25 protein-coding genes and 1 tRNA gene are annotated in these 22,448 nt (G+C 66.7%); 16 read left to right on the top strand and 10 right to left on the bottom strand.

All coding sequences use genetic code 11. The annotated features are described in order from the left end of the window. Window positions 1–148: 148 nt before the first annotated feature. Together ACFFDA_RS16830 and ACFFDA_RS16825 are read right to left on the bottom strand one after the other, a co-directional pair. Entirely contained in the window at window positions 149–1,774 is a 1,626-nt protein-coding gene (locus tag ACFFDA_RS16830; protein WP_404481941.1) for a putative bifunctional diguanylate cyclase/phosphodiesterase, read from the bottom strand. Window positions 1,775–1,877: 103 nt separating this feature from the next. Then, entirely contained in the window at window positions 1,878–2,813 is a 936-nt protein-coding gene (locus tag ACFFDA_RS16825; protein WP_404481940.1) for an isopenicillin N synthase family dioxygenase, read from the bottom strand. A 78-nt stretch (window positions 2,814–2,891) separates the two neighbouring features. Between ACFFDA_RS16825 and ACFFDA_RS16820 the strand changes: the two genes are divergently transcribed. The 3 genes from ACFFDA_RS16820 (at window position 2,892) to ACFFDA_RS16810 (ending at window position 4,000) form a co-directional block, all read left to right on the top strand. Continuing rightward, complete coding sequence (locus tag ACFFDA_RS16820; protein WP_404481939.1) at window positions 2,892–3,305, top strand: EVE domain-containing protein; 414 nt, start codon at window positions 2,892–2,894, stop codon at window positions 3,303–3,305. A gap of 120 nt (window positions 3,306–3,425) precedes the next feature. Continuing rightward, window positions 3,426–3,608, top strand: a complete 183-nt coding sequence (locus ACFFDA_RS16815) for a CsbD family protein (RefSeq protein ID WP_404481938.1) — start codon at window positions 3,426–3,428, stop codon at window positions 3,606–3,608. 182 nt (window positions 3,609–3,790) lie between these two features. Then, a complete protein-coding gene (locus ACFFDA_RS16810) occupies window positions 3,791–4,000 on the top strand; it encodes a hypothetical protein (protein WP_404481937.1) in 210 nt (69 codons plus the stop codon). Between the two features lie 19 nt (window positions 4,001–4,019). On the opposite strand, the gene ACFFDA_RS16805 is transcribed toward ACFFDA_RS16810, so the two are convergent. Continuing rightward, window positions 4,020–5,333 (bottom strand): MFS transporter, encoded by a 1,314-nt coding sequence (locus ACFFDA_RS16805; RefSeq protein ID WP_404481936.1) that lies wholly within the window; start codon window positions 5,331–5,333, stop codon window positions 4,020–4,022. A 124-nt stretch (window positions 5,334–5,457) separates the two neighbouring features. On the opposite strand from ACFFDA_RS16805, the gene pgsA reads away from it, so the two are divergent. Together pgsA and ACFFDA_RS16795 are read left to right on the top strand one after the other, a co-directional pair. After that, entirely contained in the window at window positions 5,458–6,051 is a 594-nt protein-coding gene (pgsA, locus tag ACFFDA_RS16800) for a CDP-diacylglycerol--glycerol-3-phosphate 3-phosphatidyltransferase (RefSeq protein ID WP_404481935.1), read from the top strand. 172 nt (window positions 6,052–6,223) lie between these two features. Then, window positions 6,224–7,372 carry an MFS transporter gene (locus ACFFDA_RS16795; protein WP_404481934.1) on the top strand — a complete coding sequence of 383 codons (1,149 nt, stop codon included), beginning with the start codon at window positions 6,224–6,226 and terminating at the stop codon, window positions 7,370–7,372. 197 nt (window positions 7,373–7,569) lie between these two features. Here ACFFDA_RS16795 and ACFFDA_RS16790 read toward each other — a convergent pair whose 3' ends face one another. From ACFFDA_RS16790 to ACFFDA_RS16780, 3 genes are all read right to left on the bottom strand, one after another. Next, window positions 7,570–8,466: a hydrogen peroxide-inducible genes activator gene (locus tag ACFFDA_RS16790; RefSeq protein WP_404481933.1), complete on the bottom strand. Its 897-nt coding sequence runs from the start codon at window positions 8,464–8,466 to the stop codon at window positions 7,570–7,572. Window positions 8,467–8,613: 147 nt separating this feature from the next. Further along, a complete protein-coding gene (rnd, locus tag ACFFDA_RS16785) occupies window positions 8,614–9,837 on the bottom strand; it encodes a ribonuclease D (RefSeq protein WP_404481932.1) in 1,224 nt (407 codons plus the stop codon). A gap of 65 nt (window positions 9,838–9,902) precedes the next feature. Next, complete coding sequence (locus tag ACFFDA_RS16780; protein ID WP_404481930.1) at window positions 9,903–10,247, bottom strand: hypothetical protein; 345 nt, start codon at window positions 10,245–10,247, stop codon at window positions 9,903–9,905. A gap of 201 nt (window positions 10,248–10,448) precedes the next feature. Between ACFFDA_RS16780 and aspS the strand changes: the two genes are divergently transcribed. The 5 genes from aspS to mltG all read left to right on the top strand — a co-directional run bounded on the left by aspS (window position 10,449) and on the right by mltG (window position 15,543). Further along, window positions 10,449–12,275: an aspartate--tRNA ligase gene (gene aspS, locus ACFFDA_RS16775; RefSeq protein ID WP_404481929.1), complete on the top strand. Its 1,827-nt coding sequence runs from the start codon at window positions 10,449–10,451 to the stop codon at window positions 12,273–12,275. A 110-nt stretch (window positions 12,276–12,385) separates the two neighbouring features. Continuing rightward, entirely contained in the window at window positions 12,386–12,805 is a 420-nt protein-coding gene (locus ACFFDA_RS16770; RefSeq protein ID WP_404481928.1) for a VOC family protein, read from the top strand. A gap of 85 nt (window positions 12,806–12,890) precedes the next feature. Then, window positions 12,891–13,127, top strand: coding sequence for an acyl carrier protein (locus ACFFDA_RS16765; protein ID WP_007679564.1), 237 nt, complete (start codon window positions 12,891–12,893; stop codon window positions 13,125–13,127). 168 nt (window positions 13,128–13,295) lie between these two features. Beyond that, window positions 13,296–14,558, top strand: coding sequence for a beta-ketoacyl-ACP synthase II (fabF, locus tag ACFFDA_RS16760; RefSeq protein ID WP_404481927.1), 1,263 nt, complete (start codon window positions 13,296–13,298; stop codon window positions 14,556–14,558). 10 nt (window positions 14,559–14,568) lie between these two features. Beyond that, a complete protein-coding gene (mltG, locus tag ACFFDA_RS16755) occupies window positions 14,569–15,543 on the top strand; it encodes an endolytic transglycosylase MltG (RefSeq protein ID WP_404481926.1) in 975 nt (324 codons plus the stop codon). Window positions 15,544–15,595: 52 nt separating this feature from the next. On the opposite strand, the gene ACFFDA_RS16750 is transcribed toward mltG, so the two are convergent. Next, window positions 15,596–16,006, bottom strand: a complete 411-nt coding sequence (locus tag ACFFDA_RS16750) for a sugar transporter (RefSeq protein WP_404481925.1) — start codon at window positions 16,004–16,006, stop codon at window positions 15,596–15,598. A gap of 113 nt (window positions 16,007–16,119) precedes the next feature. On the opposite strand from ACFFDA_RS16750, the gene ACFFDA_RS16745 reads away from it, so the two are divergent. The 3 genes from ACFFDA_RS16745 to ACFFDA_RS16735 all read left to right on the top strand — a co-directional run bounded on the left by ACFFDA_RS16745 (window position 16,120) and on the right by ACFFDA_RS16735 (window position 17,412). Continuing rightward, on the top strand, window positions 16,120–16,650 hold the full coding sequence (locus tag ACFFDA_RS16745; RefSeq protein ID WP_404481924.1) for a peroxiredoxin: 531 nt from the start codon (window positions 16,120–16,122) through the stop codon (window positions 16,648–16,650). Next, a complete protein-coding gene (locus ACFFDA_RS16740; RefSeq protein WP_404481923.1) occupies window positions 16,647–17,225 on the top strand; it encodes a 2'-5' RNA ligase family protein in 579 nt (192 codons plus the stop codon). The genes ACFFDA_RS16745 and ACFFDA_RS16740 overlap by 4 nt, the downstream gene beginning before the upstream one ends. Before the next feature lie 110 nt (window positions 17,226–17,335). Continuing rightward, a tRNA-Met gene (locus ACFFDA_RS16735) sits at window positions 17,336–17,412 on the top strand. Here ACFFDA_RS16735 and ACFFDA_RS16730 read toward each other — a convergent pair. Continuing rightward, on the bottom strand, window positions 17,369–17,773 hold the full coding sequence (locus ACFFDA_RS16730) for a tyrosine-type recombinase/integrase (protein WP_404482773.1): 405 nt from the start codon (window positions 17,771–17,773) through the stop codon (window positions 17,369–17,371). The two genes, ACFFDA_RS16735 and ACFFDA_RS16730, sit on opposite strands and share 44 nt — an antisense overlap. Before the next feature lie 12 nt (window positions 17,774–17,785). On the opposite strand from ACFFDA_RS16730, the gene ACFFDA_RS16725 reads away from it, so the two are divergent. Beyond that, window positions 17,786–17,956, top strand: coding sequence for a hypothetical protein (locus ACFFDA_RS16725; protein ID WP_404481922.1), 171 nt, complete (start codon window positions 17,786–17,788; stop codon window positions 17,954–17,956). A 170-nt stretch (window positions 17,957–18,126) separates the two neighbouring features. Here the strand turns inward: ACFFDA_RS16725 and ACFFDA_RS16720 are convergent, their stop codons facing one another. Both ACFFDA_RS16720 and ACFFDA_RS16715 read right to left on the bottom strand, forming a co-directional pair. Further along, window positions 18,127–19,839, bottom strand: coding sequence for an amidohydrolase family protein (locus tag ACFFDA_RS16720; protein ID WP_404481921.1), 1,713 nt, complete (start codon window positions 19,837–19,839; stop codon window positions 18,127–18,129). Between the two features lie 41 nt (window positions 19,840–19,880). Next, complete coding sequence (locus ACFFDA_RS16715; RefSeq protein WP_404481919.1) at window positions 19,881–20,843, bottom strand: phytanoyl-CoA dioxygenase family protein; 963 nt, start codon at window positions 20,841–20,843, stop codon at window positions 19,881–19,883. 160 nt (window positions 20,844–21,003) lie between these two features. On the opposite strand from ACFFDA_RS16715, the gene ACFFDA_RS16710 reads away from it, so the two are divergent. Together ACFFDA_RS16710 and ACFFDA_RS16705 are read left to right on the top strand one after the other, a co-directional pair. Next, window positions 21,004–21,324, top strand: a complete 321-nt coding sequence (locus tag ACFFDA_RS16710; protein WP_404481917.1) for a hypothetical protein — start codon at window positions 21,004–21,006, stop codon at window positions 21,322–21,324. Further along, window positions 21,321–22,445 (top strand): class I SAM-dependent methyltransferase, encoded by a 1,125-nt coding sequence (locus ACFFDA_RS16705; RefSeq protein WP_404481915.1) that lies wholly within the window; start codon window positions 21,321–21,323, stop codon window positions 22,443–22,445. The genes ACFFDA_RS16710 and ACFFDA_RS16705 overlap by 4 nt, the downstream gene beginning before the upstream one ends. Window positions 22,446–22,448 lie beyond the last annotated feature (3 nt).

The following is a 22,448-nucleotide window of genomic DNA, read 5'->3' as shown; positions in this document are numbered from 1 at the left end:
GCCCGTCGTCCCGGACTTGATCCGGGAGCGGGGTGTACCCTTGAGGCGAGACCCTGCCATGGGCCACGGCGGCGTGGCGCCCTGACGCCCGGGCGTGATGTGGACTCGGCCTCGCCCATGGTCCCGGATCAGGTCCGGGACGACGGGTTCAGGCTCTGCGTGCCTCGGTTTCCGGTTTGATCCCCTGGCCCGCATCCAGCCACTCGCCCAGTTCGCTGGCCGGGCGCGGGCGGCCGTAGAGGTAGCCCTGGCCGGTGATCTCGCCGTACTGGCGCAAGTGGTCGAGCACGTCCTGTGTCTCGATGCCCTCGGCGGTGACCGGCAGGTGCAGGCCCTGGCCGAGCGTGGCGACGGCGTGCACGATCGCGGCGCTGTCCTTGTCGTCGATCAGGCTGGAGACGAAGCTGCGGTCGATCTTGATGCGGTCGAAGGGCAACTGGCGCAGCTGGCCGATCGAGCTGTAGCCCGTGCCGAAATCGTCGAGGCTGACGCGGATGCCCTGGTTCTTCAGGCTGGCGATGAGAGTGCGGACTTGCGTGAGGTTCTCATGCAGGCAGCTTTCGGTGATCTCGACCTCCAGCCGCCCGGCCGGAAAGTTCGCCTCCACCAGCATGCGCAGCAGCTTTTGGGCGAACCACGGGTCGCGCAGTTGGATCGGCGAGATGTTGACTGCCAGCGTCAGGTGCGGGTCCCACAGCTTGGCATCTTCCAGCGCCTGCCCGATCACGCTGTGCGACAGATCGGCGATGGCGCCGATGTCCTCCGCGACGGGGATGAAGATGTCGGGCGCGACGATGCCGAACTGCGGCGAATCCCAGCGGGCGAGCATTTCGAAGCCGGTCAGCTCGCCGGTCCGCAAGTCCACCTGCTGCTCGTAGAAAGGCACGAACTCGCCGCGCGGGATGCCCTGGCGGATACCGTTCTCCAGTTCGGCGCGGAAGCGCATTTCATCGGCCATGTGCGGCTCGAACCAAGAGAAGCCGTTCCGGCCGCGGCGCTTGGAGTGGTACATCGCGATGTCCGCCATTTCCAGCAAGCCTTGCGCATGGGCATCGACCGAATGGAGGGCCGAATCGAGGCGGTCCGACCGCGCGAGGCCGATCGAGGCGGTCACCTCGATGCTGATTGCATTGACCCGGGCACTTTCACCGATGGCATGGACGAGGATCTGGGCGATCCGGTCGACGGCTTCGGGGCGCTGGCCTTCGAAAGGAAGGGCGACGGCGAACTCGTCGCCGCCGATCCGCCCGACGAGGGCGCTGGGCGGCAGACTGGCCGAGATGCGCGAGGCGCATTCGCACAGCAGCAGGTCGCCGACGGAGTGACCGTTGTGGTCGTTGACCTGCTTGAAGTTGTCGAGGTCGATCATCATCAACGCGACGGCGCCGCCCTGGTCGCCGAAGGTGTCGATCATCGCATCGAGACCGGCGTGGAAGCTGCGGCGGTTGAGGAAGCCGGTGAGCGGGTCGGTCTCGGCAAGGCGGCGGGCCGCGCGCTCGGCGGCCTTGCGCAACACGATCTCCTCGCAAAGCTGGCGATAGCGGCTCCAGCCGAAGATGATGATCGCGATGTTGAGCAGGAAGGCGACGAGGATGAAGGTGTCCGGCCTCCGGGGGCTGCCCGAAAGGGAACGCACCACGTCGGGGCCGATCTCGCTGCCGGTGGCGACGAACAGGATGATCGCGGCGGTGACGATGCCGAGCGCGACGATATCCACCGGGCCGCCCGCGTCGTCGTCGTCACTCCCGGAAATCTGAAAATTCGCTGCGTGCAAAGCAGTGCCCCCTTGGGGTGTCGTCCTAAGGGGGAACCACTAAGTAAACGCTCTGAAATATTGGTTAATGCACGGAAAGGGGCCGGGCGAGCCGGGGCCGATCCTACTTTTTCAGCCCGATCTCGCGCAGGCGCTCCTGCAGGTAGTCGTCGGCGGTGATGGTTTCGGGATAGCGGTCGGGGTTCGTCTCGCTCACGCATTCGGGCAGGGTGACGAAACGGAAGTCGCTGCGCAGATGCAGGAAGAAGGGCATCGAGTAGCGGCTGTGCCCCGCCCTCTCGCCTTCCGGGTTGCGCACGCGGTGGGTGGTGGAGGGTAGGACGTGGTTGGTCAGGCGCTGCAGCATGTCGCCGATGTTGACCACCACCGCGCCTTCGGGCGGTGCGATCGAGAGCCAGCGCCCGTCCTTGCCGAGCAGTTCGAGGCCCGCTTCCTGCGCGCCGAGCAGCAGGGTGATGAGGTTGATGTCCTCGTGCGCGCCGGCGCGGATGGCGCCACCGGCACCATCGCCGACGGGCGGATAGTGCAGCAGGCGCATGACCGAGTTGCCGTCGTCGATCGCGGGATCGAACCAGTGGGCATCGAGGCCGAGGTCGATGGCGATGGCGGAGAGGACCTTGGCGCCGGCCTCGTCGAACTGCGCGTAGAGTTCGGTGAAGGTCTCCCGGAAGCCGGGGATTTCGCTGGGCCAGACGTTGGGCGGCATCGAGGCGGCGAGCGGCGAATCGGCAGGAACGTCGCGGCCGACGTGCCAGAACTCCTTGAGGTCCTTCTCGCTCGCGCCCTTGGCGACTTCGGTGCGGAACGGCGTGTAGCCGCGCGCCCCGCCCTGGCCGGGGATGAAATACGTCTGCTTGGTCTCGACCGGGAGGGCGAAGAACTGCGCGGTCAGGTCCCACGCGCGGTCTATCAGGGACTGGTCGATGCCATGGTCGCGAATCATCGCGAACCCGAAGGTGCGGAAGCTCTCACCGAGGCGGGCGGGCAGGTCCGCGCGGTCGGCATCGAGGCTGAGGACGGGGATTTCGGCTAGGTCCATGGTAGTGCAGTCCGTGATGAATCGGTATGCCGCCCCTTTAAGGGCTTGCGGGCCGGACACGAAACGGAAAGGCGATCGATGGCGAAAAGCTACTGGCTGATGAAGTCCGAGCCCGACGCATATGGCTGGGACGATCTCGTGGCCGAGGGCGAGGGCACCTGGGACGGCGTGCGCAACCACCGCGCCGCCAACAACCTGCGCGCCATGCAGGTGGGTGACGAGGCGTTCTTCTACCATTCCAACATCGGCAAGGAGATCGTCGGCATCGCCACCATCAGCCAGGCGGGCCTCACCGATCCGAGCGATCCGGAAGGCAAATGGGCAGCGGTGAAGCTCAAGCCCGTGCGCAAGCTGAAGCGGCCGGTTACGCTCAAGGAGGTCAAGGCCGATCCGAAGCTGGCCGAGATGGAACTGGTGAAGTTCTCGCGCCTGTCGGTGGCGACGGTAACTCACGAGGAGTGGGATTACATCCTGACGCTGGCGGGTGGGTGATTCGCGAGCATCCGAAAGCCCCGGGGCGACGAACCGTTGCAACCTTTGGCGATGCTCTGGCGTTGGTATTGCTGAAGACGGCGGATGGTTTCGTCGCCGGAAAATCAAGGAGATAACGCCATGGGTAAGCTCAAGGATACCGTGAAGGGTCTCGCCAACGAAGTCGCCGGTAACGCCAAGCAGGTGGCCGGCGATGTCCGCAACGACCCGGCCCAGAAGGCCGAAGGCGTGGCCCAGGAGAAGAAGGGCGAGCTGCAACAGGCCGCCGGAAAGGTGAAGGGCGCCTTGGGCGACCGCGTCTGACCCTCGCATCCTGAAGATCAGGGCCGAAAACGATCAAGGGCTGCCTTCGGGCGGCCCTTTTTCGTTCGTTTTCCGCCGCTTGACAGGGGTTAAATGAACGATGGCGTCCCGTTTCGGGAAGTGTGGGATCACCCGCTTTACGGAATGGTAAACAAATCGTTAAGACGTGCATTATGCGAAGCATGACACGTCGCGCACTCGTCCTCACGCAGGAGTCGGCCAGGCACTGGTTCCGCCGCTCGCTGCCGCCCCACGTCCTCGCCGACCCGCTCCCCGCGGACGCGGAGAACGTCGAGGCCGAACGTCGGTGGCGCCTGAGTGGCGGGGACTGGCGGGGCTTCCTGTCGGCTTACTGCGCCAGCGTGGTCGCGATCGGGCTGTTCATCGCCTGAGATTGGCGCGGTAGCCCGCTCAGCCCGGGACCGCGGCCTTTTCGGCGCGAAACAGCAGGTGGCCGAGCCAGGCGGAGGCCAGGCAACTCAGCGAGACCACCAGCAGTTGTTGCGCCACGGCGACGCCCATGAAGGTCATCGCACCGGTGGCCAGCGAACCCACCACCATCGCGCCCGAATTGACTATGTTGTTCGCCGCGATCGTGCGTGCGGTCTGGCTCTTTTCCACGAAAGTGGTGAGGAACGCGTAAAGCGGCACCACGAACATGCCGCCGCACACCGCTATCCCTAGCAGCGTCAGCATCAACGGAACCGCCAGCGGCTGGACCACGAAAGTCGAGACGTCCATCATCACGTCCGGCCCGCTGTGCGGCGGCCAGATGCGGCAGACCTGCTGGAACGCGACGAGGAACGCGCCCATGCCGATCACCGAGATCGGCGACCAGCGCGCCGAGACGGTGCCCTTGAGCAGCGCGTTGATCGCCACCGACCCGAAGGCGACGCCGACCGAGAAGATCACCAGGAACAGGCTCGCCACTTCCTTGCTGGCGCGCAGCATGTTCTTGGCGAGCGGCGGGAACTGGATGAACAGCACGGTGCCGATCGCCCAGAAGAAGCTGATCGCGCAGATCGCCAGGAACACCCGGCGGTCCTTCATCGTCGTGCGCACCAGGTTCACCGAGGCGCGGATGAAGTGGTAGTCGAGCGGTTCGGGCTCGCACAGCGGCGGGGCGGGCGGGACCTGTCGGCCGGCGAAATAGCCGATGATCGAGACCGCGATGACGCCGATCGCGGCATGCTCGACCTCGATCCAGCCGGCGACGATAGTGCCGGCCAGCACTGCGATGTAGGTTCCCGCCTCGACGAGGCCGGTGCCCGAGAGGACTTCGCCGTCGCGCAAGTGCTGGGGCAGGATCGCGTACTTGATCGGCCCGAAGAAGGTGGAATGCACGCCCATCGCGAACAGCGCGAGCAGCATCAGCGGGATCGCCAGGCCCTCGATCGAGACGCCCTGCCAGGCGAGCGCCAGCCCGGCGCCGCCGACCAGCATGATGACGATCTCGCAGGCCTTGATGACCCGGATCAGCTTCGCCTTGTCGCGCATGTCTGCCAGTTGCCCGGCGAGCGCCGACAGCAGGAAGAACGGGATGATGAAGATCGCCGAGGCCAGCGCGCTGAAGCGGGCCTCCTGGGCTTCCGAATGATACACCTCGTAGACCACGAAAAGGATCATGGCGTTCTTGAACAGGTTGTCGTTGAACGCGCCGAGGAGCTGGGTGACGAACAGGGGCAGGAAGCGCCGGGCCCGGATGAGTTTGGTCGTCGTGGTCATGATCGGTAAAGTGCCGCCGGCCTCGCTCTTCTGGTCGCGGCGACACTTAATGCGGTGGGGCGGGGGCACAACCCCCGTTGGGCACTTTATTCCCGTCGCATTTGCGCGCTATGGCGTTGCAACGATGCTGACGCTCCCGAACATCCTCACCCTGTCCCGAATCTTTGCGGTGCCGCTGCTGGCCTTCCTGCTGTGGTGGCCCAAGTGGGAGTTCGGCTACGGGCTGGCCTTTGTCCTTTATTGTCTGATGGGCATCACCGACTATTTCGACGGCTATCTCGCCCGATCCAGCGGCACCGTTTCCAAGCTCGGCGTGTTCCTCGACCCCATCGCCGACAAGATCATGATCGCCGCGGTGATCCTGGTCCTGACCGCGCAGGGCATCCTGCGCGGTCCCTACGTGGGGGACGCGCATGTGATCGCAGGCCTGGTGATCCTGGTGCGCGAGATTGCGGTCTCGGGCCTGCGCGAGTTCCTGGGCGGATTGCAGGTCTCGGTTCCGGTAAGCCGCCTCGCCAAGTGGAAGACGACGTTCCAGCTCGTCTCGCTGGGGGCGCTGATCCTGGGCGCGGCGACGCCATGGTGGAACGTGTGGCTGGGCTCGCTGGAGATCAACGTCCCGCATACGGTGGGCCTGACGACGCTGTGGGCCGCCGCCGCGCTGACGCTGGTGACCGGCTGGGACTACCTGCGCGCCGGCGTCAAATACATGGATTGAACGCGCGACTCTTGCACTATTGTAAACGAGGCGTGCGATCCTAGCGCTTGGTTCCCGTCCTGCGCGGCCTAAGTCGCGGGCAGGGCGGGAGAGGGACAGCAGCAAGGAGCCGACCATCACCGCAACGTCCTGCACCATCACCGAGTCACCCGTTCGCGCTCCGGCCCCCACCATGGGCAAGGGCGTGGTTTTTGCGCTCGCTGCCGCTGCCGGCCTGACGGTCGCCAACATCTACTACAACCAGCCGATGCTCGGCCTGATGGAACGCGACCTCGCGGGCCGTGCAGTCACTTACGTGCCGACCGCGACGCAACTGGGCTATGCTGCGGGATTGCTCGTGCTGGTGCCGCTGGGCGATCTCGTCGAGCGCAAGCGGCTGATCGTGATGCAGTGCCTGGCGCTCACGTTCGCGCTGGCCCTCGTCGCCCTGGCGCCAAGCGCGGGCTTGGTCCTCGCCGCATCGCTCGGGGTCGGCCTGCTGGCCTCGGTGGCGCAGCAGATCGTTCCCTTCGCCGCCAACCTCGCACCCGACGAAAAGCGCGGCGCAGTGGTGGGCACGGTCATGGCCGGGCTGTTGTGCGGCATCCTGCTTAGCCGCACGCTGGCGGGCTTCGTCGCAGGCATGTTCGGCTGGCGCGAGATGTTCTGGCTGGCGGTGCCGCTGGCGCTCGCGACCGCGGGGCTGATGGCGCTGATGCTGCCGCGCAGCCGCCCGCAGGCGACAGGCATGACGTATGGCGGCCTGCTCGCCTCGCTCTGGGGCCTGTGGCGCGAGTTTCCGGCCTTGCGGCGGGCAACCTATATCCAGTGCTGCCAGTTCGGCGTCTTCAGCGTGTTCTGGACGATCCTCGCGCTGCGCCTGCAGGAGCCGCAGTTCGGCCTCGGCCCGGAAGCGGCAGGCCTGTTCGGGGTCCTGGGCGCGGCGGGCGTGCTCGCGGCGCCGATCGCCGGGCGAATCGCCGACCGTCGCGGCCCGGGCCGCGTCATCGTCCTGGCGAGCGTGCTGACGCTGGTGTCGTGGCTGGTGTTCGCGGTGTGGCAATCGATCGCCGGGCTGGTGGTCGGCGTGCTGGCGCTCGATTTCGCGGTCCAGGCGAGCCAGGTTTCGAACCAGAGCATCATCTACGCCCTGCGGCCCGAGGCGCGCTCGCGGATCAACACCGTCTACATGGCGATAATGTTCCTGGCCGGCGCGGCCAGTTCGGGCGCGGCGACGGCGGTGTGGCACGGCTGGGGCTGGAGCGGGGTGTCGGCGCTGGGCATCGGTATTTCGGCGCTCGGCCTGGCGCTGCAGGGGCTGGGGCGGCGTACAACGAGGTGACGTGCCCGACCGAGAGCCTAGGGATCGGGAAAAGGGCAGCGTTGCCGATGCGCCAAGCCGCCACGCGATCGCCGACGAGCCCCTGGCATACCTCTGACAGCGTGCCGCCGATCGCCTGTCCACCTGCCTGACAGACGGTGCCGGCATCATCGGACACGGCCTTGACTAGCCATGCCGGAGAACGCGGCGCGTTCCTTCTATCCCGCGCGCAACTCGTCCGCCAGCATCCGGAATTCCTCGGAGCGGGGTGAGTTCTTGCGCCAGACCAGAGCGATCTCGCGGTTGGCGTTGGGGGAGATGAGCGGGCGCGCGACGACGTTGGTGCCGTTGAGGATGCCGGCGTCCAGCGCCATCTCGGGCAGCATCGTGAGGCCCAGGCCATTGTCGACCATCTGCACCAGGGTGTGCAGCGAAGTGCCGATCATCGTCGCACTGGCGCGCAGTTCCGGGCGGTTGCAGGCGGCCAGGGCATGGTCCTTGAGGCAGTGGCCGTCCTCCAGCAGCAGCAGGCGGTTCTCGTCGATGAGGTCGGGGTGGACTTCGGCCGGAGGGTTGTGCGGATAGTCGCTGGGGAAGGCGACGAAGAAGGCGTCGAGTTCGATGGTCTCCTTCTCCACTTCGCCGGTGGCGTAGGGGAGCGCCAGCAAGACGCAGTCGGCGCGGCCGTGGTGGAGCGATTCGACCGCCGCCGCGCTGGGTTCCTCGCGCAGGAACAGCTTGAGGGCAGGGCGCTCACGCCGTAGGCGGGGCAGCATCCGGGGCAGCAGGAATGGCGCGATCGTGGGGATCACGCTCATGCGCAACTCGCCCGCGAGGGGCTTGCCGCTCGACTGCACGAGGTCGGACAGTTCCTCGGTCTCGCGCAGGATGCGGTGGGCCTTGGCGACCACCGAATTGCCCAGCGGGGTAAACCGAACCGCGCGCTTGGTGCGCTCTACCAGGGTTACGCCCAGCAGCGTCTCGAGATCGCGCAGGCCCGCCGACAGCGTCGACTGCGAGACGAAGCAGGCGTCGGCGGCGCGTCCGAAATGGCCATGCTCATGGAGCGAGACGAGATACTGGAGCTGCTTGAGCGTGGGCTGGTATACGGTCACGCGAGGGCTATCGCATGAACGGTAGGCTTGGCCAAGGATTTGCTGCCGTGCGCAGTTCGGGCCGAGGCTTCATGGAGCCGCGCCCCCCGTCATCCCGATCTGTCGAGCCGGGTCCCGGTCTTTGCCGGGATGACGGGGTGTAGAGGATCAGCCCTCGGGCGCGTCCTCGGTATCCGCTTCGACCGCCGCCGCCGCTTTCGCGGCGTCGTCAACATGGGTCATCTTCAGCTTGCCGTTCTCCACCGCGAAGGCGAGCTTGCCCTCGACGAGGTCGAGCGCGTCGCGGCCGAAGACCTCGTAGCGCCAGCCTTCCAGCAGGCTGAGGTTCTTGCGCACGCCGGCCGCCAGCAGTTCCAGCTCCTCGCTGCGGGCGAGCAGGCGCGAGGCGGCGTCGATCTCGCGGGCGCGGATCTTGAGCAGCAGCTTGAGCAGGTCGGCGACGAGCGCGCCTTCCTTGCCGAGCGGCGCCCCACGGGGGGCGCGGGGAGGCATTTCCTCGTCGGACATCGGCTCGGCCTTGGCGAGCACGTTCATCAGGCGACGTCCGATGTCATTGTCCTTCCAGCCCTGCGACAGGCCGCGCACCTTGGCGAGGTCGGCCTGGGTCTTGGGGGGGTGGCTGGCGATGTCGGCCAGCGTTTCGTCGCGGGCGATGCGGCCGCGCGGGATGTTCTTGCCCTGGGCCTCGACCTCGCGCCACTCGGAGATCGCCTTGAGGCGGCCGAGGACCTGCGGGTTGCGGCCTGGCGCCTTGATGCGCTTCCAGGCCTGGCCGGGGTCGTTGCGGTAGTGCTCGGGATCGGCCAGCTTCTCCATTTCCTGGTCCAGCCACTCGCCGCGCCGCGTCTTGATGAGGCGCTTGAGCATCTTGGGGAAGATCTTGGAGAGGTGGGTGACGTCGCCGATCGCATATTCGATCTGCCGGTCGGTGAGGGGGCGACGCGACCAGTCGGTAAAGCGCGCGCCCTTGTCGATCGTCAGGCCCTGCCAGGATTCTACGAGGTTGGAATAGCCGATCTGCTCGGACTGGCTGATCGCCATCATCGCGATCTGGGTGTCGAAGATCGGGTGCGGGGTGCGGCCCGTGAAGTTGAACACGATCTCGACGTCCTGGCCCCCGGCATGGAAGACCTTGAGGACATCCTCGTTGTCCGTCAGCAGGTCCCACAAGGGTTTCAGGTCGAGACCGGGCGCCAGCGGGTCGATCGCGGCGGCTTCCTCGGTATCGGCGATCTGCACCAGGCACAGTTCGGGCCAATAGGTGTTTTCGCGCATGAACTCGGTGTCGACGGCCACGAAATCGGATTTCGCGAGCCGCGCACACAAATCGGCGAGATCTTCGGTTTTTGTTATCAGCGGGTGAATTTTCATTGAATCGAGGCGTTACGCCTAACCGTCCGGGGGATCAACGCCCCGTGTTACCGTTTTGTCGCAGTTTATTTCCGGCGCAGGAGTCGCTGGACGAGGCCGCGCACCAGCCGGGGCTTTTCGTGGGCGGCCAGCAGGGCGATGCTTTCGGGCGTGACGAGGCGGCGGCGCAGTTGCGAGCCTGTGGTGTGGATGCCCGGCGGCGGCAGGTGCCAGGCCTCGGCATCGTCGCCCGGATCGGCGTCGGGTTCGGCGAGCTGGTATAGCTCGATCAGGGCGCCGAGAGGCGGTGCGGGTTCGGTCGGCACGGATATCGGGGCGTCGGCCCATTGCGGGCAAAGGGAGCGAACGACGTTCTCGTCCTGCGCGGCCGATACTTCGGGGAGAACTTCGTCCAGCTTGCGTGCCAGCATGTTTTGTCCTGCTCGTTCTTGCGCGTCGACCCTTGCCGCGCGAGCTTAGATGCCAATTGGTTTATTTGGCGTTACCACCGGCATCGTCATCGAGGTCCCGGGGCGAGCCCGGGGCGACGAAAACCACATCTGGAAATCACGCGGCCAGTCGACTAGGGGCCGGGACTATCCGAATTTCGTATTGAAGAGCACGCACCCGCCATGACCCATCCCTATCGCTCTCACACCTGCGGCGCGCTCGGCGCGGCCGAAGTCGGCCAGACCGTCCGCCTTTCGGGCTGGGTCCATCGCAAGCGCGATCACGGCGGCGTCCTGTTCGTCGACTTGCGCGACCACTACGGCGTCACCCAGGTCGTCACCGACAGCGACAGCCCGGCGCTCGCCGTCCTCGATTCGCTGCGCGCCGAGAGCGTGGTCACCATCGAGGGTACCGTGAAGGCCCGCAGCGCCGGCACCGTGAACCCCAACCTCGCCACCGGCGAGATCGAGGTCTACGCCCGCGCCGCCACGGTCATTTCCAAGGCCGAGGAACTGCCGATGCCGGTCGCCGGCGAGCAGGAATACCCCGAGGACATCCGCCTCAAGTACCGCTTCCTCGACTTGCGCCGCGACACCCTTCATGCCAACATCGTCAAGCGCACGAAGATCATCTCGGACATGCGCCGCCGCATGGAAGGCATCGGCTTCACCGAGTATTCGACGCCGATCCTCACCGCCTCCAGCCCCGAAGGCGCGCGCGACTTCCTGGTGCCCAGCCGCATCCACCCGGGCAAGTTCTATGCGCTGCCGCAGGCGCCGCAGCAGTACAAGCAACTCCTGATGGTCGCCGGCTTCGACCGCTATTTCCAGATCGCGCCGTGCTTCCGCGACGAGGACCCGCGCGCCGACCGCCTGCCGGGTGAGTTCTACCAGCTCGACCTCGAAATGAGCTTCGTCACCCAGGAGGAAATCTGGGAGACCATGGAGCCCGTGCTCCAGGCCGTGTTCGCCGGTTTCGCCGAGGGCAAGCCGGTGACGCCTGCCGGTGCGTTCCGCCGCATCCCGCACGCCCAGTCGATGCTGGACTACGGTTCCGACAAGCCGGACCTGCGCAACCCGCTGCTCATCAAGGACGTGACCGAGCACTTCGTCGAATCGGGCTTCGGCATCTTCGCCGGCATTGTCGGCAACGGCGGCACCATCCGCGCGATCCCGGCTCCGGGCGCAGGCGCGGGCAGCCGCAAGTTCTTCGACGAGATGAACAACTGGGCGCGCGCCGAGGGCCACTCGGGCCTGGGCTACATCAACATCAAGGACGGCGTCCCCGGCGGCCCGATCGCCAAGAACCATGGCGAGGAGAAGACCGCCGCGCTGATCGCCGCGCTGGGCCTGGGCCCCAACGACGGCGTGTTCTTCGCCGCCGGCAAGGAAGAGCAGGCCGCCAAGCTCGCGGGGCTGGCGCGTACCCGCGTCGCCGAGCAGCTCGACCTGATCGACAAGGACCGCTTCGAGCTGTGCTGGATCGTCGACTTCCCGTTCTACGAGTGGGACGAGGACAACAAGAAGGTCGACTTCGCGCACAACCCGTTCTCGATGCCGCAGGGCGGGATGGACGCGCTGGAGAACCAGGACCCGCTCACGATCAAGGCGTTCCAGTACGACCTCGTCTGCAACGGCTTCGAGATCGCCTCGGGTTCGATTCGCAACCAGAGCCCCGAGCTGATGGTGAAGGCCTTCGAGAAGGTCGGCCTGTCGAAGGCGGACGTCGAGGAGCGCTTCGGCGGCCTCTACCGCGCCTTCCAGTACGGCGCCCCGCCGCACGGCGGCATGGCGGCCGGCGTCGACCGCATCGTGATGCTCCTGTGCGGCGCGCAGAACTTGCGCGAAATCTCGCTGTTCCCGATGAACCAGCGCGCCGAGGACCTGCTCATGGGCGCTCCGACCCCGGCCGAGCACAAGCAGCTGCGCGAACTGCACATGCGGGTGGTCGAGCCGGTCAAGCCGACGGCGCCGGCAGCAGGCAAGGTGGTTGCCCCCGACGCTGGGTGAAGCTCCGTCGTCCCGGGGCACGCCCGGGACGACATTTGCGCTTACCATATCCTCCCCGTCGCTTCGCGACAGGGAGGAACTGGCGGGGCGCCTTCTACGTTTCCACTCCCATGCAACCGCAGATCTCCGTCATCACCCTCGGCGTTGCCAACGTCGCGCGCGCCACGACCTTCTACAGCGAGGGTTTCGGCTGGGAGCCCGTGTTCGGGAACGGCGAGGTCACCTTCTTCCAGATGAACGGCCTGGTCCTGGGCATCTGGGGCAAGGCCGACCTCGAAGCCGACATGAACCGGCCCTGCGCCCCGGCCGGCAGTTTTGCGCTGGCCCACAACGTCGAAAGTGCCGAGGCCGTGGATGCGGCGATCGCCCGTCTGGAGGCGGCCGGCGCGCGCACGCTTCGCCCTGCCGATGCACCGCCTCATGGTGGATATCGCGGATATATCGCCGATCCGGACGGCCATGCGTGGGAAATCGCTTGGAATCCCGCATGGACCGTGGATAAGGCCGGTCATGTGCGGTTTGGCGTGTAAGCCAAGCCCCTTGCCAGCGCGCCGCCCAGTCATTAGGGCGGCTGACGAGATATCAATCCTCCGATTTTTGAAGGGGTCTATACACATGAGCGATACCGCCGATCGGGTTAAGAAGATCGTCGTCGAGCACCTGGGCGTGGAAGCCGAGAAGGTTACCGAAGACGCCAGCTTCATCGACGATCTGGGCGCTGACTCGCTCGACATCGTCGAGCTGGTCATGGCCTTCGAGGAAGAGTTCGGCGTCGAAATCCCCGACGACGCGGCCGAGAAGATCAGCACCGTCTCCGATGCCATCAAGTACATCGAAGAGAACAAGGGCTGATTCCGGCCAGCGTACCTGACCCCCGCCCGGATGACGGGCGGCCGGGGCAGGGCGCATACTCGGATTGAAATCGACAGGCTCGACCTCTAAGGGGGCGGGCCTGTCGCCGTTTTCGGGCCCCTGCATTTTGGCCATGTAAGTTTAGGCCAACAGCTTTTCGGAGAGCATATGCGTCGCGTCGTCGTAACCGGACTTGGTCTCGTCACCCCTCTGGGTGGTGACGTCGAAACGACCTGGGCCAACATCCTTGCCGGCAAGTCCGGCGCCGGGCCGATCACCAAGTTCGATGCCTCGGACCAGAAGTGCCGCATCGCCGCCGAGGTGAAGCCGGCCGACCACGAGTATGGCTTCGATGCCAACAAGCGCGTCGACCACAAGGTGCAGCGCCAGGTCGATCCGTTCATCGTCTTCGGCATCGATGCCGCGGGCCAGGCGATCGAAGACGCCGGCCTCACCGAAATGGACGAGGAAACCCGCTACATGGCCGGTTGCTCGATCGGTTCGGGCATCGGCGGCCTGCCGGGCATCGAGAGCGAATCGCTGGTTCTGGCCGCGAAGGGCCCGAGCCGCGTCTCGCCGCACTTCGTCCACGGCCGCCTCATCAACCTGATCTCGGGCCAGGTCTCGATCAAGTACGGGCTGATGGGTCCGAACCACGCGGTCGTCACCGCCTGCTCGACCGGCGCCCACTCGATCGGCGACGCTGCGCGCATGATCAAGGACGGCGACGCCGACATCATGCTGGCGGGCGGCGCGGAAAGCACCATCTGCCCGATCGGCATCGCCGGCTTCGCGCAGGCCCGCGCTCTCTCGACCTCGTTCAACGACGAGCCCGAGAAGGCCAGCCGTCCCTACGACAAGGACCGCGACGGCTTCCTGATGGGTGAGGGCGCGGGCGTCGTCGTGCTCGAAGAGTACGAGCACGCCAAGGCGCGCGGTGCCAAGATCTACGCCGAGGTCATCGGCTACGGCCTGTCGGGCGACGCCTACCACGTCACCGCGCCGCACCCCGAAGGCTCGGGTGCCTACCGCTCGATGGCGATGGCGCTGCGCAAGGCGGGGCTGGAGCCCAAGGACATCGACTACATCAACGCCCACGGCACCTCGACGCCCCTGGGCGACGAGCTGGAGCTGGGCGCGGTGCGCCGCCTGTTCGGCGATGCCATCGACAACGTCTCGATGAGTTCGACGAAGTCGGCGATCGGCCACCTCCTGGGCGGCGCGGGCGCGGTGGAAGCGATCTTCTGCATCCTGGCCCTGCGCGACCAGATCGTGCCTCCGACGCTCAACCTCGACAACCCGAGCGACGGCTGCGTGGGCGTCGACCTCGTGCCGCACGTCGCCAAGAAGCGCGAAGTGCGCGCGGTGCTGAACAACAGCTTCGGCTTCGGCGGCACCAACGCCAGCCTGGTGCTGCGCAAGGTCGATTGAGGCAAATCCGATGATGTCCCGGCGTGGATGCGTTCTGGCAACGGTCCTTGGCCTGGCCATCGTCGGTGGCCTTTGGGCCTTCCTGGGCGGCTGGTACGGTTCCGGCCCGCTCGAGCAGGAGGCGCACTTCATCGTCCCCAATGGCGCCAGCCTGGCGACCGTGGCCGAACGGCTGGAGGCCAAGGGCGTGATCCGTTCGAGCACCGGGTTCGCGCTGCGGGCCCGGGTGTTCGGCGGCGGCGGGGGGATCAAGGCCGGCGAGTTCGCCATCCCCGCCCACGCCAGTGCGTCGCGCGTGCTGGCGATCATCTCCAGCGACGACGTCATCCGCCGCTTCGTGACGGTGCCCGAGGGCATGCCCTCGATCATGGTCTACGAGCGGCTGAAAGCGCAGGCCTCGCTGACCGGCGACGTGGCGTCGCCCGACGAGGGCTCGGTCCTGCCGGACAGCTACCCTTTCGAAACCGGCGAGACACGCGAGGCGGTCCTGCGCCGGATGCAGGCGGCGATGAGCCGCACGCTCAAGGAACTGTGGGCCAAGCGTGCCCCCGGGCTCGTGGTCAAGACGCCCGAGCAGGCGCTGATCCTCGCCTCGATTGTCGAGAAGGAGACCGGCAAGCCGTCGGAGCGCCGCATGGTCGCCGGGCTCTATTCGAACCGCCTGCGCACCGGCATGCTGCTCCAGGCAGACCCGACGATCATCTACCCGATCACCAAGGGCAAGCGTCTGGGCCGCCGAATCCTCCAGTCCGAGATCCAGGCGGTCAACGACTACAACACCTACACCATGGTCGGCCTGCCCAAGCACCCGATCACCAACCCGGGCCGCGAATCGATCGCCGCCGTGCTCGATCCGGCCAAGACCGACGCGCTCTACATGGTCGCGGACGGCACCGGCGGCCACGCGTTCGCCGGCACCCTGGAAGAGCACAACCGCAACGTCGCCAAGTGGTTCGCGATCCGCCGCCAGCGCGGCGAGCTGTAGGTAAACAAGACGTCGCTGCGGGGCGAGGGGGCATCAAGCCCGCGGGATCACGCTACTGCAGCATCCCGTCCGCTGCCTTGGCGCGGGCGTAGAGCAGCGAGGCGAGGGCGATCGCGAAGATCACCGCCGGGAAGATCGCGCTCGACCAGCCCTTTGCGGCCACCATGTCGAAGCCCAGGAAGCTCCAGCCGAACAGCACGACCACTCCGGCCAGCGAGAGCGCGAACAGCGCCCAAGCCGCCTTGCGCCGCATCAGCAGCAGCACGGCGCCCAGCGTGCCTCCGCCGACCGCCACGGCATAGGCTGCCCAGGCCCAGGCCGGCATAGAGTGGAGGGCGGCGGCGGTAACCGGGTCGGTGCCGGCAATGGCGTCGAGATCGGCGGTCGCCTGCATCAGGTAGGCGGCATCGCCGATCAGGTTCCACAGCAGGATCGCAGTGGCAATGATCCAGAATCTGCGCATGGCAGCGTCTCCCGTCCCGTTTATCGCGTTGCGATGAACTTTGCGGTGCCTCGGGCATTCTGGCAATCGGGACGAATTACCTCCCCCCAAATGCCCGTAGTACCGGAGGCACCATGCTCGAACGCCAGATACCCGACGTCATCCTGAAGACCCGCGTGCGCGACGATGCCATCGGCGGCGACAACCCGTTCCGTTGGCAGGATCTTCACGTGCGCGAAGAGTTCGCCGGCAGGAAGGTCGTGATCTTTTCGCTCCCCGGAGCGTTCACGCCCACGTGCAGCAACGAGCAATGCCCGGCCTTCGAATTGCTCTACGACGACTTGCGCGAGGCCGGGGTGGACGAGGTCTACTGCCTATCGGTCAACGACGCCTTCGTCATGTACCAGTGGGGGCGGCACCTGGGGCTGTCCAAGGTGCGGCTGCTGCCCGACGGCTCGGGCCATTTCACCCGCCGCATGGGCATGCTGATCGACAAGGAGCACCTCGGCTTCGGCCTTCGTTCGTGGCGCTATGCGATGATCGTGGACGACAACCGCGTAACCGGCTGGTTCGAGGAACCGGGCATCAACGACCTCGGCGTGGACGAGGACCCTTACGGCGTCTCGTCGCCGCAGAACGTGCTGGAGGCCTTGCGCGCGGCGTGAAGGCTCCGGCTGCCGGCTGGCCCTCTCGTGACTGGCCCACTCGTGACTGGATCGCGACGGGTCCGCGAAACCCTCGTGCGCCGCTGCTGGTCACGGCGGAGCTGCCCGACGACGTGCTTGCCTGGGCGGATGCCCTGCGCCGCGCCCATTACCCGCCGGACCGCAACCGCCTGCGCGCGCACGTCACGCTGTTCCATGCGCTTCCCCCCTCGGTGGAGGAGGAGCTGGTCGAGGTCCTGCGCACGCTTGCCAGAGCTGCGCCGCCGCCGGCCCGAATCGCAGCGCTGATGAAGCTCGGCACCGGCACGGCGCTAGCCGTCGATAGTCCGGCCATGGTTGATCTCCACGGCGCGATCGCCGAGCGCATGCACGGCCTCCTGACCCGCCAGGACGCGCAGCCCCTGCGCCTCCACGTCACGATCCAGAACAAGGTCACCACCCAGGCGGCGCGGGCTCTCCAGGCCGAACTGGGTGCACAACTGCGGCCGGTTTCGTTCCGCTTCCGCGGCTTTGGCCTCTATGCGTGGGAGGACGGCTTGTGGCGTCCGATCCGGGTCGTCCCCTTTCGCGGCTGAGGCTGCGTTTTGGGTGTTGACCGATGCCGGCCTCCCCCCTAAAGGACGCGGCCTGCACCGCAGCCACGGTGCACCAGATCGAGCCGCTTCTCACGAAGCGGCCTTGGTATGGCGGAGTAGCTCAGCTGGTTAGAGCAGCGGAATCATAATCCGCGTGTCGGGGGTTCGAGTCCCTCCTCCGCTACCACTTGTTTTTCGGCGTTTTTTCCGAAAAGTGAATTGAAGCGCGCAACGTGGTTGGGCGTTTGGTTGGGAGAGACTGCTCTCTCTTCGAGCTTTCGGATGGCAGCTTCGGCCAGCGCCGGGTCCCGGTGCATGTAGTGAGTGTCGAGGATCGTCCCGACTTCCTTAAGACTGTGACCAGTGATCGCCGCGATCTCGGGTACGGTGGCGCCAGCGACCGCGAGGCGCGTTACGGCGGTTCCTCGCAGGTCGTGAAATGTCACGCCGCTCGCACCCGACTTGATGCATGCCTTGCGCCACGATGCCCGGAAACCCGATTCGGTCCATGCAGTACCGCGCTCGGTCGCGAGGATGGTTGCGGGCAACGGTTTGCCTTCGTGCCTGGCCTCGCCGGCAATCTCGAGGAAGGGCTGCGCGACGATGCCGACCAGTCGCGACGCATCACGCTGGCCCTGCCGCAATCCTGGCGTGGCTCGATATGGACCGATCGATGGACCGGAACGGCCATCGCCGCGCCCCAGGGGGGCATTCTCCTCGATTCCAAGTGACAGCCGCACGGGCGAAACGGAAATTCCTGCGCCGCCGTGCGGTGGCGCATCATCCGGAAGGCCGGCCACTGAAAGGGGCGGCGGAAAGGCAGCGACCCCTGCCACGCAGGGTTGCCCGGCGCCGCCTGCTCCTGCCCGTCGGCGTTACCGAGGACGGGGCGGTCTGCCCGTCACCACGCCTTGCGCAGCAGCCGACCCGGCAGCGCGCCGGTGAACGTGCCGTGGCGATAGGTCGTCCGGCCAGACAGGATGGTCGCGTCATAGCCGATCGCGTCCTGCGTGAGACGACGTCCGCCTGCGGGAAGGTCATGGACGGCGCGTGGCGGTTCCAGGCGCAAATTGTCGTAGTCGATGACGTTGAGGTCGGCCTTGTATCCCGGCTTCAGGTAGCCGCGGCCGGTGAAGCCAGCGACGTCGGCGGTCCTGCCGCTGATCGCGTGGACGGCCTCGGCGATGGAGAGTTTGTCGCCCTGCCGGTCGCGGGTCCAGTAGCTCAGCATGTAGGTCTGCAGGCTGCCGTCGCAGATCGCGCCGAGGTGGGCACCGCCGTCGCCCAGGCCCAGAACCGTATCCTCGCGCCGGAGCATCGCGAATACGGTGTCGAGATTGCAGGCCGTGAAGTTGCGGGCGGGGAAATAGATGATCCCGCGGCCGTTGTCGGCCAGCATCACGTCGTAGGCGACTGCCGCGGCGGTCGTGCCGAGACGCTCGGCGATGCGGTCGAAGCGCCGGTGCTCGGTCGGTGAATATTCCGGCGGATTGCCCATTGCGTAGAACAGGTGGAAGTTGCGCGTGAATGCCAGGATGGGGTCGGTCATGTCCGGCGTCTCGGCGAGAATCCGGGCACGGACCTGCGGCGTCCTCATCGCCGCCACGCGGTCGGCCAGGGGCAGCAGCGCGATCGCCTGGTAGGCCGGGCATCCCATGAACGGGTGCAGCGACAGTTCCAGACCCATCAGAACGCCCACCGGGCGGCTGGTCACCTGGCCGTAGATATCGGCACCGCCGGCACGGGCCTGGGCGCAGGCCTCGGCGATCTCCAGCCAGCGGTCGGGCGCCTCGTTGTACTGGAGCAGCGGGAAGAATACCGTCTGCCGGCTCAGTTGCGCGATCCGCTCGAGCATCCGGAACTCGGAGGAAAAGCCGTTGCCGGTGTCGAACTCGGAAGCCGACATGAAAAGACCATTGCCGACGTCGCGCATGGCGAGGGCGATGGTCGTGAGTTCGTCTTCGCTGGCGGTCGTCACCGGCAACTGCGCGCCGTTGGCGGTGCGATGGCCGATGACGCGCGAGGTGCTGAAGCCGAAGGCGCCCGCCGCCATGCCCTCGCGCACGATCTCGGCCATCTGGCGCATGTCCTCGGCGCGCGCGGGTTCGCGGTCGATGGCGCGCTGCCCCATCACGAAGACCCGCACCGGAATGTGCGGCACCTGCGTGGCGAAATCGGCGTCCATGCGGCGCTTGTCCAGCGCGTCGAGATAGTCCGGGAAGCTTTCCCAGTTCCACGGCAGGCCTTCGCGCATGACGATGCCGGGAATGTCCTCGACGCCTTCCATCACGTCGATCATGGCATCGCGCTGATCGGCACGGCAGGGCGCGAAGCCGACCCCGCAATTGCCCATGAGCAGCGTCGTGACACCGTGGCCGGTCGACGGGGCGAACTGGTGGTCCCAAGTTACCTGTCCGTCGAAATGGGTGTGGATGTCGACGAAGCCGGGAGTGACGAGACGCCCCCGCGCGTCGATCTCCTCCCGGCCTGCGGCGATCCCCCGGCCGACCTGGATGATCCGGTCGCCGACCACGCCGACGTCGGCCTCGTAAAGATCGCCGCCGGTGCCGTCGGCCACCGTGCCGCCCCTAACGACGAGGTCAAAGTCGGCCATGGCTTACCCGATGCCGCCAAGTGCGGGAAGCGCCGGGCGCATCAGAAGTCGCCCGCGGTATGCAGCGCCGCCAGGTTGGACGGGCCGCCGTTGGACTTGATGAATTCCTCGTAGCTGGGGAAGGTCCCGGTGCGCAGGGCATCGGCCTCTGAAGACCAGGTCGTCGCGAAGCCCTTCTGGAACTGCGAGGTATCGTCCTTGCGACCGTCCTCGGACCAGATCAGGGGGACCATGCGACCCTGCGGCTTCTGTCCGGGCAGCATCTCGTCGAAGCTGATGCCCGCCATGTTGACGCATTCGGGGCGCGGGTCCCAGCGGATGTCGTCGCCCATGGGACGGACCGAGACGGCGATGCGCCAGTCGTCGGTGGGGTTGCCCGAGGAATAGTGGAGGACCCAGGGATTGATGAGCAGCGCGTCGCCGGGCTCCATGTCCCACGACAGGAACGTGTAGTCGGGATTGTTGCGGACGGCTTCCCCGTCCGGCACGTTCACCCGGTCGTCCGGCTTTATCATCTGGCGCGAATTGGCGGTGGAGTTCCAGTACTTCACGTCGTGGTTGTGGGTGCCGGCGATCACTTCCAGGCAGTTCGCCTTGACGATCGGCGTCAGCGGCATCCAGAACGAGGGGATCATCTTGCCCGTGACCGGCCAGCCGGAACGATCGTTGTGCCACACCGTCTTGGCGTCGCTTTGCGGAGCCTTGGCGAAGATCTGGTCGAACAGAAAGCGGATTTCCTTCGACTGCATGACGCGTCCGCAGGCCTCGCCCAGCGGCGAATTGAACACCAGTTCGCGGAACTCGGGGATCACGCGGGTCATGAAGTTGAAGGGGCGATGCGGCAGCAGGCCCATGTCCTCCCGGCCGATGGCTATCTTACGCGCGATCGGCAGGAGACTTTCGATCCAGTCCCTGTCGAAGACTTGCCGCAGGCAAACGACCCCATCCCGGTTGTAATCGTCGATATCTTGCTGGGATATTGGTCGCAGCGGACGCCTGTTCATGATGTAGTTCCTGCGTTGGTCGTTTTGACGAGCCTTCGTATGAATTGCGGCGCCGGGGGCGTTAAGGCGGCAGGGACTTATAACCTATCGAGACGGTCTGGGATGATCCCGACGGTCACCCCGTGTCATCGTCCTGCCATTGCAGCGATGAGGGGTGGCGATGAGCCGTGTCGGTCAGGCGGATGTGGACGATCTCGCGCGGATGATGTCCGCGATGCTGATGGAATTATGGATCACGCGCGACCGGCTGGCGGTCGTCGAGCGGTTGCTCGAGGAGAGGAACTGCCTGGAGCCGGGGGAAGTCGAAGAGTTCGTGCCCGCCGCCAGGTTCGAGCAGGATCTCGCCGCTCTGCGCGCCCGGATGATGGCGCATGTCCTGGGAGCGCCGCTGGCGGAGCGGGAGCAGGGGCTGGACCAGATCCTGGCGCGGGCCGGCCATGCTTGGCCCCGGCCGTCCGATGCGCAACGGGCCGGCGCATGACGGACGCACCCGGAAAGCTGACGTTCGCGGCGGGGCGCTCCAGCCTTGGCCAGTACGGACGGGCGGGCGTCGATGCCCTGGGCTCGATGCAGGTCTTCGCCTCCAGCGCGCTGCGCGATGCGGCGGAGCGGGCCTTCGACGCGGATGCGGACGGACGGGCGCTGCACGAAGGGCCGGCCGGCGATGCCGGCGCCGCCGAGATCATGGAGTGGGTCGAACGTGCGACGGAGGTGGCGAACCGGCACGGTTCCTATCGCTGGGAGCGGTTCTTCCAGGGTTATGTCGCGCGGGCGATCTACGACTTCGGCATACCCGCGGTAGAGGCGCGCCGGGACCACTTTCCCGTGCCGCCGGCCCCGGCGCAGGCCGATGCGGGGGAGGCGGCCGAAGGCGCCCCCGCGCTTCCCGACTACTTCGAGCGCGACTGGCACTTGCGGCCGGGCGGCTGGGATGCCTACGACCTGTATGGTCCGCACGGCCTTCACGTCATCGGTCCGATCTTCCGGCTGGGCGGGTTCGCTGCAGTGCCGGTCGGCGCCGAGATCGGTCGGCACCGGATCGACGTGGCATCACAGCTCCCGCGCCGCGACTACCGGAGGATATACGAGCCGGGCTGCGGCAACGCGACGACGTTGATCGCCTTGCGCTCGGTGTTCCCGGAGGCCGCGCTGGTGGGGTCGGACCTCTCGCTTGAGCAGTTGCGCGGCGCCCGGATGCTATTGCAACGCTTCGGCGTGGAAGCCGATCTCAGGCACCGGGACGCGACGTCCAGCGGCGAGGCGGATGGTTCGTTCGATGCCGTGGCCATTTTTGCGCTGAATCACGAGCTGCCGGTCGAGACCAGTATCGCGCTGTTCCGGGAAATGTACCGAATTCTGGCGCCCGGGGGCGATATCGTGATCTCCGACCCGCCACCCTTCCGCGCCGTCGGCCCGTTCCATGCGGCGCTGCTGCATTGGGATACGGCCAACCGGGGCGAGCCCTATTTCTCGGATGCGGGAGCCGCCGACTGGGCGCGCGAACTGGCGGCGATCGGTTTCGTCGACGTCGCCGCGCGCCCGCTCGGGCCTGCCTCCTACCCGTGGGTGACCATCGCCCGCAAGCCTGCCCGAGGACGGTAAAGG

Origin of the sequence: Novosphingobium sp. BL-52-GroH, assembly GCF_044813085.1 — a bacterium.
Lineage (GTDB): Bacteria > Pseudomonadota > Alphaproteobacteria > Sphingomonadales > Sphingomonadaceae > Novosphingobium.
Note: the sequence above shows the minus strand (reverse complement) of the source record. Positions and strands in the feature narration are given on the sequence as shown.